Source organism: Desulfomicrobium baculatum DSM 4028, assembly GCF_000023225.1.
Taxonomy (GTDB): domain Bacteria; phylum Desulfobacterota; class Desulfovibrionia; order Desulfovibrionales; family Desulfomicrobiaceae; genus Desulfomicrobium; species Desulfomicrobium baculatum.
Genome location: NC_013173.1, coordinates 1,110,004 through 1,125,547, shown reverse-complemented (window position 1 = coordinate 1,125,547; position 15,544 = coordinate 1,110,004). Strand labels below are relative to the sequence as shown.

The 15,544-nt window shown below is 56.9% G+C and carries 11 protein-coding genes; 6 read left to right on the top strand and 5 right to left on the bottom strand.

The genetic code is table 11. The features are described 5' to 3' along the window. Window positions 1–20 precede the first annotated feature (20 nt). Window positions 21–2,327, bottom strand: coding sequence for a cysteine synthase (locus DBAC_RS05275; RefSeq protein WP_015773247.1), 2,307 nt, complete (start codon window positions 2,325–2,327; stop codon window positions 21–23). A gap of 390 nt (window positions 2,328–2,717) precedes the next feature. On the opposite strand from DBAC_RS05275, the gene amt reads away from it, so the two are divergent. Further along, window positions 2,718–6,506, top strand: a complete 3,789-nt coding sequence (gene amt, locus DBAC_RS05270) for an ammonium transporter (protein WP_015773246.1) — start codon at window positions 2,718–2,720, stop codon at window positions 6,504–6,506. 80 nt (window positions 6,507–6,586) lie between these two features. Here amt and DBAC_RS05265 read toward each other — a convergent pair whose 3' ends face one another. The 3 genes from DBAC_RS05265 to DBAC_RS05255 all read right to left on the bottom strand — a co-directional run bounded on the left by DBAC_RS05265 (window position 6,587) and on the right by DBAC_RS05255 (window position 9,483). Further along, window positions 6,587–7,543 (bottom strand): hypothetical protein, encoded by a 957-nt coding sequence (locus DBAC_RS05265; protein ID WP_015773245.1) that lies wholly within the window; start codon window positions 7,541–7,543, stop codon window positions 6,587–6,589. A gap of 85 nt (window positions 7,544–7,628) precedes the next feature. Further along, window positions 7,629–8,033 (bottom strand): BON domain-containing protein, encoded by a 405-nt coding sequence (locus DBAC_RS05260; protein ID WP_015773244.1) that lies wholly within the window; start codon window positions 8,031–8,033, stop codon window positions 7,629–7,631. Between the two features lie 469 nt (window positions 8,034–8,502). Beyond that, a complete protein-coding gene (locus DBAC_RS05255) occupies window positions 8,503–9,483 on the bottom strand; it encodes a transposase (protein WP_015773243.1) in 981 nt (326 codons plus the stop codon). 444 nt (window positions 9,484–9,927) lie between these two features. On the opposite strand from DBAC_RS05255, the gene DBAC_RS05250 reads away from it, so the two are divergent. From DBAC_RS05250 to DBAC_RS05230, 4 genes are all read left to right on the top strand, one after another. Then, window positions 9,928–11,247: a PAS domain S-box protein gene (locus tag DBAC_RS05250; protein ID WP_015773242.1), complete on the top strand. Its 1,320-nt coding sequence runs from the start codon at window positions 9,928–9,930 to the stop codon at window positions 11,245–11,247. 149 nt (window positions 11,248–11,396) lie between these two features. Continuing rightward, window positions 11,397–12,182 carry a sensor histidine kinase gene (locus DBAC_RS05245; protein WP_015773241.1) on the top strand — a complete coding sequence of 262 codons (786 nt, stop codon included), beginning with the start codon at window positions 11,397–11,399 and terminating at the stop codon, window positions 12,180–12,182. 214 nt (window positions 12,183–12,396) lie between these two features. Then, entirely contained in the window at window positions 12,397–12,801 is a 405-nt protein-coding gene (locus tag DBAC_RS05240; RefSeq protein ID WP_015773240.1) for an IS110 family transposase, read from the top strand. Window positions 12,802–12,832: 31 nt separating this feature from the next. Then, a protein-coding gene (locus tag DBAC_RS05230) for an IS3-like element ISDba1 family transposase (RefSeq protein ID WP_092194752.1) occupies window positions 12,833–13,944 on the top strand; the annotation gives its coding sequence in 2 pieces (ribosomal slippage) (window positions 12,833–13,082 and window positions 13,082–13,944; 1,113 coding nt in all). On the opposite strand, the gene DBAC_RS18730 is transcribed toward DBAC_RS05230, so the two are convergent. After that, entirely contained in the window at window positions 13,861–14,574 is a 714-nt protein-coding gene (locus DBAC_RS18730; protein ID WP_174263012.1) for a DUF3644 domain-containing protein, read from the bottom strand. The genes DBAC_RS05230 and DBAC_RS18730 overlap by 84 nt on opposite strands. A 338-nt stretch (window positions 14,575–14,912) precedes the next feature. On the opposite strand from DBAC_RS18730, the gene DBAC_RS05225 reads away from it, so the two are divergent. After that, window positions 14,913–15,491 carry a TetR/AcrR family transcriptional regulator gene (locus tag DBAC_RS05225; protein ID WP_015773239.1) on the top strand — a complete coding sequence of 193 codons (579 nt, stop codon included), beginning with the start codon at window positions 14,913–14,915 and terminating at the stop codon, window positions 15,489–15,491. Window positions 15,492–15,544: the final 53 nt, after the last annotated feature.

Sequence of the window (15,544 nt, the reverse complement as noted above, 5' to 3'; positions counted from 1 at the left end):
AATCTCCCGGCCGAGCGTCTTCATGTCCTTCGGAAAAGACGCACTCCGGCGGGATGATCCTCAAGCCGAAGGCCCATGCCTGCCAACTCCGCGCGAAGCGCGTCGGCCCGGACAAAATCCTTTGCCTTGCGTGCCTCCTCGCGACGCCCGACCAGATCGGCAGCCTCGCGCGGCCAGGATTTTTCAGCCAGCGGCAGGCGCGCGTGATCCAGATAACCCAGCACCCGGTCGCAGGCCAGAAGCTGCTCGGCCACTAGCGCGGCCTCGTCCGTGCTCATCTTTCCGGCCCGGGAATTGACGGTCTTGGCGAAGGCAAAGAGCGCCGGCCAAAAATGGGCCAGATCAAGATTGTCGTCGAGGGCCGTGGCAAAAGCGGTTTTCAGGTCGTAAATCGCCTGCTCAAGCTCCGCGGATACGCCCGTTCCAGCGCCGCCCAGAGATGCAGACACATAGGCGTCCTGTAGCCGGTTCTGATTTTTGACCCACATGACAAGACTTTCCGGCGAATAGGCCAGGGATTTGAGGTAGGACGCGGACAGCAGCCACAGCCGCAGGGCAGGTCCTGTGCCCGCGATTTCGAGGGCTTCCGCGAGCGAGGGCACCGCCTCACCCGGCTCACGCGGGGTCACGGGCTGGGACACCATCCAGGCCATGGGACGCACCCCGGCCCCGGCGCTCCAGATGGCGCTGAAATTGTCCAGATGTGGAAAGCGATGCGACTCGGCCGCGAACATGACCGAGACCGAACCCAGGGCGTCCAGGGCGGTGGCCGCCAATTGCAGAAACCAGCTCGGCCGGACCTTGCCCCATTCGGTCTCGATCACGTCACCGAGCTTGAGGTCCTGCAAGGTGGCCCTCTTGAGGAGCGTGAAGTCGGCCGGATTATCCTTCACATAGTCGGCCAGATCCACGGTATAACCCAGATTCATGCCCGCCGTGTCCACGCACGAGATCTGCCCGTAGGTCTTGTCCCGGGTCACGTCGAAATAGACGGACCGGAGCTTCTCGTAGGCCTGCCCCTTGACCAGCAGCTTGCGTGCAAGGCCCAGGGCGCGCTCCTGACTGGCTCCGGCCAGAGGAAAGAGCACCGTATCCGACACACCCAGGGCTTTCGCGTGGGCGAGCATGAACTCCCGCGCCCGCAGCCCGAAATCCTGCAACCCGATCTTGGCCTCCCGGGCCGCCGCCAGGGCGCGGTCATCCATGTCCGCCAGGCCCACGGCCAGGCGCACGCTCTGCCCCCGCTCGACCAGGGCCTTGGCCAGGACGTCCAGCCAGACAATGCGCCGCCAGACATCCAGCTCGCCCAGGTCGTCAAGGCTCGGCCCCGGCGTGAACAGCGCGTGCCCGCCGGCAGGACTGCCCAGACATTCCAGGCAACCCGTGGCTACGCTACGCACCCCGAGACCGTGCCGGGCAAGGGGAGAAAAAAGCGTGGTCGAAAGATAGCGCTCCCCCGTGTCGGGGCAGATGAAAACAATGAGCCCCTCTTCCCCGGCCTCGTCCAGCTCCCTGGCGATACGTAACGCCCCGGCCAGGGCCGCTCCCGCGCTCATTCCGGACAATATCCCCTCTTCCCGCGCCAACTGACGCGCGCAGGCAAAGGCCTCTTCATCCTCGACATGGATGATCCGGTCCAGGGCGCGCTTGTCATAGATGCCGGGCGGATAGGATTCCTGCATGTTCTTGAGGCCCTGAATCTTGTGCCCCGCATAAGGCTCCACAGCCACGACCTGAATGCCGGGGGCCGATTCCTTCATGCGTTTTGCGATGCCCATGGCCGTGCCCGAGGTGCCGAGGCTGATGACTACATGGGTGGCCCGCCCTTCGGTCTGCTCGATGATCTCGCGGCCCGTGCCCATGTAGTGCGCGGCAATGCTGGCCGGATTGTTGAACTGGTCCATGAGCACGTAGGTCTGCGGCTCTTCGCGGGCCAGACGATAGGCTTCCTCAATGGCACCGTCCGTACCCAGACGGCCGGGAGTGAGCCGCAGCTCCGCTCCGAAGGCACGCATGATGCGCTTTCGCTCCTCCGAGGCCGAATCGGGCATGAGCAGGGTCAATTTGTAGCCCTTGACCGCGCAGACCATGGCCAGCCCCACGCCGGTGTTCCCGCTGGTGGCCTCGATGACGGTCTTGTCCGGCGTCAACTCGCCCGACGCCTCGGCCGCCTCGATCATGGCCAGGGCCACGCGGTCCTTGATGGACCCGCCCACATTCTGGGCTTCGAGCTTGGTCGCCAGGCGGATGCGCGGATGCGGAAAGACGCGGTTCAGATACACAACGGGAGTGGCCCCGATAAGGGAGAGAATGGTCGGATGAATCATGGAAAACCCTGCTGATGGATTGAACGCTAGGGGCGCAAACCTAGGGCAAAACCCCGTACGGGGCAAGAGGCGGGCCGGGACTCCTCTGACGCACTTTCACGTTCCCCTGTGACCGGCGGGCTCCTTCGTCACATCGATGATTCGCCCAAACCACAATTGGCGCGAAATAAATTCCAATAATTTAACCCTTTTGTAAAAAATAACGCATACCGCTCAGCATCCAGGACCCGCATGCGCAAGAAAGGCCGAATCGAAATTTAAAAGTATTGTCATTCTAGCATGTTAAATAATATTTGCCGCACTGGTCCCATCCTTGCTTTTCAGCACCTTGCCCCGTTCGGCCCTGGGCCGCGACTCCCCCGCTCGAAAACTGACAAGGTGACTTAAAAAATGAACAATGTTGACATGTTGTGGATAATCATCTCTGCCTCCCTGGTATTTCTGATGCAACCCGGATTCATGTGCCTTGAATCAGGAATGACCCGATCGAAAAACTCCATCAACGTGGCCATCAAGAATTTTGCCGATTTTGTACTTTCGGCGGGCGTGTTCTGGCTGCTGGGTTTCGGACTCATGTTCGGGGATATTTCGTGGGAGTATTTTCGTGCCACGGGTTTTGCCCCCACGTTGGAGGACGCGACAGGCTTCAAGGCGGCGTTCTTCTTTTTCCAGGTCATGTTCTGCGGCACGGCCACGACGATTTTTTCCGGCGCCGTGGCCGAGCGCATGCGCTTCTCCTCCTACCTCATCGTCGCCCTCGTCTTTTCCCTTTTTGTCTATCCGCTTTTCGGACACTGGGCATGGCATGGAATGGACGCAGGCCAATTGACGGGCTGGCTCGGAGAGATGGGCTTCGTGGATTTCGCGGGTTCCATGGTCGTGCATGGCGTTGGCGGCTGGCTGTCCTTGGCGGCGCTACTCGTGGTCGGGCCGCGCCAGGGCAGATTTCCGGCGGACGGCCCGCCGCGCGAGATTAACGCCGGCAACCTGCCCCTGACCGTTCTCGGAGCATTCCTGCTCTGGCTGGGCTGGTTCGGCTTCAATGGCGGCTCCACCCTCGCGCTCAACCAGACCGTGCCGCACATCATCGTGCGCACCGTGCTGGCCGGGATCGCCGGAGGCGCAAGCAACATGCTGCTGGGCTGGATGGCCACCCGGACGCCCAAAATCACGTATCTCGTCAACGGCGTCCTGGGCGGCCTCGTGGCCGTGACCGCGAGCTGCCATGCCGTGAGCAATTTCGACGCCGTGTGCATCGGCCTGGTGGCAGGCGCGGTTTGTCTCGGTTGTGAATTGCTGCTGGTGCGCCTGCGGATCGACGACGCCGTCGGCGCCGTACCCGTGCATCTGGGGTGCGGGATCTGGGGCATCCTCGCCGTGGCTCTCTTCGGCGACCCGGCCGTACTGCAAACCGGGCTGAGCATGACTGGACAGCTCTGGGTGCAATGCCTGGGCATTTTCGCCGCCTTTGGCGTAGCCTTCGTGGTGCCCTTTGTCGTGCTCAGATTCATTGACCCCTTGTTCCCCCTGCGCGTGGCTCCCGAGGACGAGGATACAGGGCTGAACGTGAGCGAGCACGGTGCGCACACCGACATCCACGACCTCTTCGAAATTCTCGACAGGCAGGCCGCCACCAGGGATTTCAGCCTGCGCGCCCCCGAGGAACCCTTCACGGAAGTCGGGCATATCGCCCACCGCTACAACCACGTGCTGGACGCCCTGCACGACGCCGTCTCCAAGACCGAAGCCATCGTCAAAAGCGCCGCCGACGCAATCATTGTCTTCACCACGGACACGCTGCGCATCATCTCCGCCAACCCCGGCGCGAGCTTCATCTTCGGGCATCCCGCCCTGCGTCTGGAAGGGATGACCATCCCCGAGCTGCTGCCCGCCTGGGGAATTCCCGGTTCAGGCGACAACGAAGCCTCTTTGCTGCACGCCATGCGCTCAAGCAATCAGGTGGAGGTCACGGGGCGCAGGGCCAATGGCTCTCAGGTGACACTTGAGGCGGTGATCACGCAGTCGAGCGGGCGCCAGGGAGACTTTTTCATCGGCACCTTCCGCGACATCTCCGAACGCAAGCGCTACGAGAACGAGCTGCGCAAGGCCGAAGAGAACTTCCGGGGCATCTTTGAAAACGCCGTCGAGGGAATGTTCCGGACCACCCCCCATGGGCGCTACCTGCAGGCCAACCCGGCGCTGGCGAAAATCTACGGATTTGAAAGCCCGGCCGAACTCATGCGCCACTACGACGACATCAGTCGCCAGCTCTATGTCGAAGCTGGCCGCAGGGAGGAGTTCATCAGGCTGCTGGGGGAAAAGGAGGAGATTTTTGACTTCGAATCGGCCATACGCCGCAAGGACGGCTCCGTTATCTGGATTTCGGAGAATGCGCGGGCAGTGAAGGACGCGGCGGGGAATGTCGTCTGCTACGAGGGCACGGTCATGGACATCACCCAACGCCGCGCCATGCAGCAGGCCCTGGACCGGCAGATGGCCCTCTTCGGGCAGCTGTTCGAGGATTCCCCCCTGGCCATCGCCCTGGTGGACACCGTGGGCCGCATCGCCCAAGTCAACGGCGGCTTCGAGACCCTTTTCGGCTACAAGCGCGCCGAGATTCTGGGCAAGGACAACAGGCTCTTCATCGTGCCCGAGGAACAGCTGTCCGAGATCAACAGCATCCGCCAGCGCATCCTCGACGGCGAGACGGTGCAGCGGGAGACGCTCCGGCGGACCAGTCGGGGCGACATCGTCCCGGTCAACCTTCTGGGTCATCCGGTGCGCATCGGCGGCGAGATCACCAACATCTTCTGGATCTACCAGGACATCTCCGAACGCAAGGAATTCGAGCGGCAGATCACCCATCAGGCCTTCCACGATTCCCTGACAGGCCTGCCGAACCGCTCCCTCTTCCGGGAACGCCTCGGACGGGCCGTGGAAAGAACAAAAAGGCGGCCCGACTATCACTTCGCCGCCATGCTCATCGATCTGAACAAGTTCAAATGGGTCAACGATTCCCTCGGACATCAGGCCGGCGACGCCCTGCTGGTGGAAATCGCCTCGCGCCTGAAGTCGTGCGTGCGCAGCGTGGACACCGTGGCCAGACTGGGCGGAGACGAGTTCGCGATCCTGCTCGAAGAATTCCGGACCAACAAGGAGGTCATCTCTGTGGCCAGCCGCATCCAGAACGAGGTGCGCCGCGCCTTTCTCTGGAACGGTAAGGAGATCGTCTCCGGGGCCAGCGTGGGCATCGTGCTGCAAACGCGCGACTGCGCAGGGGCCGAGGACATCCTGCGGGACGCCGATATCGCCATGTACAAGGCCAAGGAGCGCGGACGCGGACATCTCGTTTTCCACAACCGTATGCGCCAGGAGGTGCTGGAGGTCATCAACATGGAGAACGAGCTGCGCAGGGCTATCGAAGGAAATAGCCTCGAACTCCACTATCAGCCGATTTTCGATGTCGACGGCGGCAAACTCGAAGGGTTCGAGGCGCTGGTGCGCTGGCGGCACCCGGAGCACGGCATGATCATGCCCGACCGCTTCATTCCCCTGGCCGAGGAATCCGGGCTGATCGTGCCCCTGGGACAGTGGGTGGTCAACGCGGCCTGCAGGCAGCTCAAAAGCTGGGACGACGAGAGCGGGACCGCCGAATACGGCCTGACCATGAGCGTCAACCTCTCCTGCAAGCAGTTCGCCCAGCACACCCTGGTCGACATGATCTTAAGAGCGCTGCGCGAGAACGACATCGCCCCGCCGCGCCTGAAGCTGGAAATCACCGAGAGCGCCATCATCCTCGACCCCGCCGCCGCAGCGGAAAAGCTGCGCCGCTTGAAGGAGATCGGCGTGCTCTTGGCGGTGGACGATTTCGGCACCGGCTACTCTTCCTTGAGCTACCTGCGCCAGTTTCCCATGGACATCCTCAAGATCGACCGTTCCTTCATCAGCGGCACGGACACGCCCAAGGAGAACGCCGAGATCGTCCGCTCCATCGTGGACATGGCCCACAGCCTGGGCCTCAGAGTCACCGCCGAAGGCGTGGAGACGCAGGAGCAGCTTGAGCGCCTGCAATCCATCAACTGCGACCGCGCCCAAGGCTACATGTTCTCAAAACCCATGGCTCCGGGGGATGCCGGGGACATGATTCGCCAAGCAGTTTCCGAGGGCGTCCCGAACTGAAGTCGGAAAAGAAAGAGGGGGTTAAGACCGTTTGACCTTAACCCCCTCGATAGCACGTTTCGCTTGTGTTTCCCTCTGTATCAGAACTGAAAACGCACGCCTGCGCCGATACGGCCCTTTTCTAAATGATCAAATTCATCAAATGCCGACCGGCCTTCAACGAAAAGAGACACATTTTGCTCCGCCGGTTCGCCGAAAATAATATATCCAAGCTCTGCGATACCGTCCACATGCTCACTCAGATCGGAATGCCAGTAACCCGCACCCGCACCGAGAAACATTCGCCCATAGCGGAAAACACCTAGCAGATCGGCCATTATCGCGCCGTCATCAATTCCGCCTTTGCCATGGATGACCGGAGCATATCCGACCAGTCCCAAGAGCGAGAAATAATCGCAAAACCAATAGTCATACCCGACGCGAACCGGCAGATAGGTGACCGGCTCATCCATATACATCACACCGATATCCGCGACAAAATGCCCTTTGTCGGGCTCGACGACCGCTGGCGGAGACACAGGAGTCGCAGTCTCTTGGGGAGCGGCGACAGGCATCGGCGCCGCGGCAGAGGCAGGAACTGTGCTTGCCTGGGCTAAAGCAACATTGCCGCAGATGACGGGTATGATGAACGAATACCGGGTTCCGGACTTGTCGACATCAAGCTGATATGCCGTGAACGGTTCATCACCGGCCCAAACCAAGTCCGTAATCACCTTGACCGCTCTTGCATTCCTGAAAATCATCCATTGCATTTTTTGGCCAGGCTGGACCTCGATGGTGTCAACATTTCCCTGATTGACCTGGGTCAAAAACCCCTCGAACAAATCCGCAGCGCCAACCCTTTCAAAGCCATTCTTCAAATCTGAGCGTAAGCTCTCAACCATCTGTCGCAAATCATCTACGGATTTCAACTCGTATTGCGAAAACGGACTTGTTCCCAGTACTTTCAATTCTGTTTCAGCGTGTGCGACGCTTCCAATGCACAAAAATATGCACAACATGAGTAATGAACTTTTAAATTTCGATTTGATTTCCATTCTTCCTCTCCTGGAAAAAACACGGATTCTCAACAGCATGGCAACAGAATATCTTCGTACAAATATAATACGAAATACAAATCCATCATTCCTTAATCAGCAAATCATTCTGCACTGACTTCACATCTTTAACGCTACGCGCTATTTCCGTCGCCCTGTCGATACTTGCCTTTGAATCCACCATGCCGCCCAATTTCACCACTCCGTCCGTCGTGACGACGTCAATCTCAAACACCTTCAGGAGCGGATCTTGCAAAATATCCGCTTTGACCTTGGCTGTAATTGCGGTGTCGTCCATGTAAACACCAGCATTTTCAGCACTTTTGACGACTGCGTCACCCGCGCTTTCCATTTTATCACCGATTTTCTCAGTCGTTTCGTCAACTGTTTTACCGGCTTTTTCTGCGGGACCCTCGTCTTGACACGCGGCCAAGGAAAAAACGACCGCAAGCATAAGGATGAGACAAAAAACCTTGAATATCTGTTTCATAAAACTCCCTCCAGTTAGAGGTTGCGCCACCAATTGGATCTTTTGGAATATACTATTTCATGCAGAATGCCGTTGCTCACAACCACGATCCAGACCAAATCCGGACCAGGGAAGATTCCATAAAGATAGCTGCACCAGTTAGAATTGCTTTCTTCGCTGCAATTAAAACTCTGCGCCATTTTGTTGCAACTGAACACTCAAGCGCCAAAAAGCATACATGACCCCGCCTGCCGAGCTTCTCGCAACACCCGTGCCGGAGAAGGTCGCAGACATTAATATTCACAACATGCTGATTATAAGGGACTAAATGTAGAGACAGAGCAAATGAGCAGAGAAAGTTCGCAACGCAACCTGCCAAATCCAACAAATACGCCATATATGACGAGGCTGGTCACGCTAGATCAAGGGAAACCGCTAAGTGGGGAACACGTCTCACGTTGACTTTGGGGATTGGGGGTCAGATTGAGGGTCAAGTCTCGCGTTGACTTTTCTTTAACACCGCCCGCACCTTTTCCAATCTCTTTTTGAATTCCGCATCCTCTGCCAGTCGTCGTTCAACGCGGGTCAAGGTGGTGCTGACGGTGCTGTAATTGCGCACTGACAAGGATTCGGCAATTCTTTGAAGAGGTTGTCCGCAGAGAGTGCGCAGCAGATAAATTGCCACATCGCGGGGTTCATTCGTGGAGCCGCGCCTGGAGATGAAGAGCGTCGCATCTTCCACTTCGTAAACTGCGAGGACAGCCGTCATGATTTCCTGATCAGACGGAGCCAGATGCTTTGCGGTGGGCACTTCGCGATTCGTTTTTGCCGTAAAGAAACGATCCTTTATCTTTCTGATGAATTCCTTTCCGCCCAGGACCGCAGGCAAATTCATCCTGGAAAAAGCTTGCTCGACTTTCTCGTCATCGTCATGGGCCATAAAGTGGAGATATCCGCTCCGAGCCTCGTCCAGATGATTGGAAAACCTCTTCAGAACAGGCTCGCGATACAGCCACGCCCATGCGTCATCGTCGGAAAGATACCCTTTGTGGCTGATCCACTCATAATTTTTGAGCGCCGTTACAATGCCGGCCTTGAGAGGATTGTGATGGATGTAGCGGACAAGGCCGAGCAGGTATTCATCCTCGTCCACCAGAATGGCCTTGTATCGACCGCGAAAGAGCTGGCCGTCATGATCGTGCCGCCGATTGAAGGTCTGCGTGTACACGCCGCCGACATGGCGCATGATGCGATTGATGTTGCCCTCGGGAGTACGCAGAAGCAGATGGTAATGGTTGGGCATCAGGGCATATGCCGCGACCTGAGCGTTGAACATTTCCGAGACGGCTTTGAGCAGATCGATGAATGCCTGATAGTCCCTGGAATCCAGAAAGATCTCTTCATGCCTGCGTCCACGGTTCATGACGTGGTACCAGGCGTCGGGGAATTCGATGCGTAAAGGTCTGGCCATGGATGCCTCATAAATGAAGGACGATTATAAGTCAACGCGAGACCTGACCCCCGTTTCGAGAGACCCCCGTTTCGAGAGACCTGACCCCCATTTCCCATTTAACGATGCGTTGTAGGCATGACTGCCGCAAAATTGATAGGTATCGATGCCTAGCCAACGCCTGCGACTTACCTACTCGTCCGTCAACAAAACAGGACAACTGTCTACGTATCATTCAACTCTCTGAAATTATTTCTTGAATCGCGCCTTCTCAGTGCGCTATGGGCTTGGTACTTTTCTGCCTGGAATCAGCGCATATGCACAAGCATGGCCGCAAGACGGCGATCATAGAGGGGGAATGGAGTCGGACATTCAGCATTCACGATCTCGCCTTTCCTGCTTTGCAGTTTCAAGTGACGGGCATTCTCTTCAAACATCCTCAACCAGGCATAGACAGGGGCGCGCATGCGTGATTTCGAGAAATCCAGGACGCAGTTTCTAGCCGAACTGCACCAAACGCGGCAGAAACTGGCGGACCACGAGGCTGGCACGGCGAGCCTTGAAGATACCGAACAAAGATATCGCGCTTTGCTTAATACCTTCCGCGTAGGAGTTGCCGTCTTTGACCGCCACGGGAGCATCATCGAATCCAACGGGTTCGCCAGCACATTGCTGGGAATGCCCGGCTCAAAGCGGCATTCGCGGAACGCTCATGGGCCGAAAAGGGAAATGATCCGTCCCGACGGCTCGTCCATGCCGCCTGCGGAGTTCGCTTGCATGCTGGCAGTTGAAGAGAACCGGCTTGTAGAGAACGTCGAAATGGGCATCAAGAATACGGCTGGCGGGGTTACCTGGGTCAGCACTTCGGCCCTTCCGTTGCGTCTGGGAGATGTCGACCTAATCGTCGTCACGTTCTGCGACATCACCGAACGCAAGCAGGCGGAACGCATGCTGCTGGAGAGCGAGGTTAAGTTCCACACGCTGTTCAATTCCCTTCCCATGGCCACCATCATCTGCGCCATCGAGGATGGAAAACTTTTGGAAGTGAACGATGTTTTCGAGCAAAGCATGGGTTATTCCAGGGAAGAAGCCCTGCAGAAAAGCACGACCGACCTGGAAATATGGGCTAGCCCGAAACGAAGGGCGCGCTACGCCTCTCTGCTGAAACGGCACGGAGCCGTACGGAATTTCGAGACGGCGCTTCGCAGGCGGGATGGAAGCCTCGCCGCGATGCTGATCAGCGGCGAACTGATCGAGATCGCCGATGCGAAGCGGATTATCTCGGTCGGTCTGGACATAACGGACCGCAAACGCCTGGAGAAGGATTTCAACGCCACCACCGCCCGTCTCAAGGACATGCACGTGGCGCTGCGCGTAGTCTTTGAACAACGCGAGCAGGACCGCCTGGAGATGGAGCGCCGCGTGCTCGACAACATGCGCATGCTCGTGACGCCGTATCTGGCTGCCGTACGCGGCGAGAACCTTTCGTCGCAGGCGGCGCACAATCTGGATTCCGCCGTGAAGGCTCTTGAAGATATCACGTCCGGGTTCGCCCGCATCCTCAATGATGAATACAGGACGCTGACCGGAAACGAAATCCGGGTTGCGGACATGGTCCGCTCCGGCATGACCAGCAAGGAAATCGCCGTCGCGCTCGGATTGTCCGTGACTACGGCGAACTTCTATCGCGCGTCCATCCGGAAAAAGCTGAGACTTGTCGGCAAGAAGGTTACGCTGGGCGCGTATCTGATGGCCCTCACGGATGAAAAGACAAAACCGCGATGACAGTATTTCCCCATGATGCAACCTGCATTCAATTCGTATTGCCCTGCCCTTGGTTCTCAGTATTTTCACGTTCATGAAAAGTTCCGACCGGGAGAATCCGCCATGCGGACCTGCGTCAGTATTCCTTATCAATTATCAAGGGAGCGAACATGAACAAGACAACCAGAACACGGACACTGACAACTCCTGAGCCGTCCGACCAAGAAGGCTCCCGGAATCAGCGGGACAGGAACTCCCGGCCGAACCGGATAGGGCTCGAAGAAGCGGACCGCATCTCCAGGCACAACCTTCTGACCCCTCTGAATGCCGTCATCAGCTTGTCTCAGGTGTTGCGGCTTGAATCGAACCTGACCCAGAGTCAGTTGGAAACAGTCAGGCTGATAATGGTTTCGGCGCAGAGGATGCTGGACATGATCCTCCTTTCCCAGCGCCTGTTCCTGATGGAGGAAGGATATTATGAACTCAATCCCGTCGCCGTCGATCTGGCCCGGATTCTGCGGGACATCAGGACCGAACTGGACAGCCTGCTGCGTCAGCTCAACGTGTGCCTGGAACTGGAGCGGGAGGGCTGGCCGTTGATGTGGGACGACCCCTTCGTGGTCCGTGGAGAGACGCTCATGTGTTATGCGATACTGGCCAATCTTGTTCGGAACGCCATCGAGGCGTCGCCCAGTGGAGGCGAGGTGAACGTATCACTTGAACGGCTGAGCGGTTGCTACGTCATCATCTGCAATGCCGGCGAAGTGCCGGTCGAATTGCGGGACGAATTTTTCGAGAAGTACGCCACATCCGGCAAGAAGGGGGGCATGGGCCTCGGGACCTACTCGGCCCGACTGATGGCCAGGGCCATGGGCGGCGACGTCGAACTGGACTGTTCGAAACCCGGCGCTACCACTGTCCGCGTCTGCCTGCCCTGCAATGGGTCAACGCTGTGAAGCATTCCGAAACGGCCCTTTTGCCGACAAACCAAAGGAGGAGAGTATGCCCATAACCAAGAAGTACCACAAATCCAAACCGGTCTGCAGGGTTGATTTTACAGATCTGATTTTACAGATCTGATAACCATACAAAAGGACACCTCCGAAAATAGCAGGTGACCGATTCCTCTGCTATATAGGAGTTGGCAAACACTCGTATCGGAGGTGTCCAATGGCTATATACGCAGGAATCGATTTGCATTCAAATTCAAATTTCTTGTCTGTGGTCGATAGTGCAGGAAAGATCATTGAAAAACGAAAACTTGCTAACGATGTCCAGGCAATTTTGCATCCGCTTGCTGCCTATCGAGAGCAGGTCCAAGGAATTGCTATCGAGTCGACTTTTAACTGGTATTGGATCGTCGATGCTTTGATGGACGAAGGGTATCGGGTGCATTTGGCCAATCCGGCGGCCATCCAGAAGTATTCTGGGCTCAAGCACAGCGACGACGCCAGTGATGCGGCTTGGCTGGCCGAGATGCTTCGCCTCGGCGTCCTGCCTGAAGGGTACATCTATCCCAAAGCGGAACGCCCGATCCTGACCTGCCCGGCACTTTTCAGACCAGTCGAAACTTGAGATAGGTTCCCCCTCAACCACGAGGGAACTGATGAAAAAGGGACGATTTTCCGAAGAGCAGATGGTGGGCATCCTGCGCGAAGCTGACCGCAGTCCGGTGGCCCAGGTGGCCAAGAAGCATGGAATCAGCGAGCAGACGATCTATACGTGGCGACAGCGGTTTGCCGGCATGTCCGCCGATGACGTGAAGCGGCTGCGGTTGCTGGAACAAGAGAACACGCGACTGAAGAAGATCCTTGCGGAACGGGACCTCGAAATCGAGGTCATGAAGGAGATCGCCGCAAAAAAGTGGTAGGCGCACCCGCCCGACGCCTCCAGGTGGCATACGCCAGGAGTCGCGGACTTTCACAACGCAGGGCGTGTGCGCTGTTATCCACTTCCCGGTCGTCGCTCCACTACGAGTCACGGCTGGAGGCCCGGGACAAGCCACTGATGGCGGCTATGACAGATCTGGCTGCGACGTATCCGCGCTTTGGATATCGCCGGATCAACGTGTTCATGGAGCGTCTGGGGCATGTCATGGGCGCCGACAAGGCGTTCCGCCTGTGGTCCAAGGCCGGGTTGCAGGTGCCCAGGAAGCGGCCTCGGAAACGAGTGGCGGCGTCCCGCCCGAGACCGCAACTGCCGATGGGAGCAAACGAACTGTGGGCGTACGACTTTGTCTATGACGCCTGCGCCAATGGTCAGCAGATCAAATGCCTGACTGTGGTAGACGAATACACGCGGGAATGCCTGGCTATAGACGTTGCCGGCAGCATCAGATCAGGCCGGGTGATCGAGGTGCTGTCCCGCCTGATCAGCGAACGTGGAGCCCCTCTGAGCCTGCGTTCTGACAACGGACCGGAGTTCGTGTCGAAGGCGCTGCTCAGATGGGCGGCTCAGGAGTCTCTGGATCTGGCGCTGATTGAGCCTGGGAAGCCATGGCAGAACGGTTTGAACGAGAGTTTTAACGGCAAATTTCGCGATGAGTGTCTGTCGATGGAATGGTTCCGGTGTCGGTCCGAGGCGCGGGTTGTGATCGAGGAATGGAGGCGGCACTACAACTCCATTCGTCCGCATTCAAGCCTGAACAACATGACGCCAGAACATTTCTGTCGGCAGTATGGGAAAAACCTGAACCGTGGGGAAACTCTCAAGAATTGAGTGGTCCGAAGTTTCCCGGCAGGTCAGCGAGCGAATGCCCTCAAGTGAAGCTTCAACAATTGCCAATGATTTTAATTTAGCCTTAGCCTCGATTTGTCTTCTTGATCGTGGTTTTAGCAGTTCTCTTACCTCAGCAAACCCAGCATCTATCATGCTATGCAGATCCTTGGGCGGCTCTACCGAAATGGGGAGCACTCTCTCCGGAAGATAGTTTTTTAAGTTCTCCTGGAACTCGCTTTTTATTAGGTCCCTGTAAAGAGTAAGACCAGCCTGACTATACATGTAAAGCTCTTGCTCGGACAGTTCGACAAGATCGTGTTGAGCTGCGTCACGAAAACTATTGATTATCTGAATTGTTAACCCTTGTTCTTCATTCAGACATTTTACTTGCTCTTCTGTTAGACATTTCCTAACGCATTTTTCGTGCCCTATAGTTTCTTTCGCAAATGGCTCTCTAATTTTTCCCCCTTTATGCAAAATTATTGCTTTCAATAGAAGCTCATAAGACCGATCAAGCAGTATCAAAACCACCTCTGGGCGGCCCCTATCCCAAGGTCGATTGAAGTGCTCGATTGACAACAAAAGGGAGTCTAATGACTTTTCGAAAAGTATTCTGGCTCTTTTCTTCATCTCATTCTCTTTTCAGGGTGGAGAAACGTATGATGAACATGCTAATGTCTTTTGTTAGCCATTCTTTGTCTTGAATACAAATGAACCTAGTAGGAGCAAAGGACAGATCTTAAATCTTGAATTTTGCCATCTCCAGCCCTTTCGCCGAACTGGAACTTTGGAACTTATTTCGAAAACGTCGCTACAATAAAAGTTGCGGAAGCAGCAAGCGCTTCCTTTATCATTGAAAAACAAGAAACGCTTGGTGATCGGCACCCATCCAAGTTCAATCAGTCTGCCATGAATTTTCGCTCACCACATATTGACACACCATAGACGACCGGTCTATTACCATCCCCATGTCACACACCACTCGCGAACACATCCTCGACGTCGGAGGCCGCCTTGTTCACCACAAGGGGTACACTGCTACTGGCTTGCAGGAGATCCTCTCCGAGGCGGGAGTGCCCAAGGGCTCTTTTTACTTCTATTTCAAGAGCAAGGAAGAATTCGGGCTTGCCCTCATCGACCATTACCGCGCCGAGCTCGCGAATCAGGCCGGTCCCATTCTGCGAGACGAGAGTCAGGCGCCGCTGGAGCGGCTGGCCCGGTTTTTCCTCTGGTTTCGGGACAATTTTGAGCGCGAAGGATTCATCAAGGGCTGCCCTCTGGGCAACTTGACCCAGGAAATGGGCGACGTGAACCCTGCCTTCCGCGAAAAACTCCACGAGAGCCTGGAAAACCTGATCAAGGCCGTGACCATTGTCCTGAAACAGGCGTCGGAGCGCGGTAAACTGGCGAGCGGACTGGAACCCGAGGCCACGGCCCGATTCATCATTTCGGCCTGGCAAGGGGCGCTCCTGCGCATGAAGGCGGCGGCCGGACCGGAACCCTTGGACAATTTTCAGACGATGGTGTTTCAAGTCCTGCTGGCTTGAATCGGATGCCGCCCGGCATCTTTTTTTCAACCTCCAACTAGGCGACCGGTCTA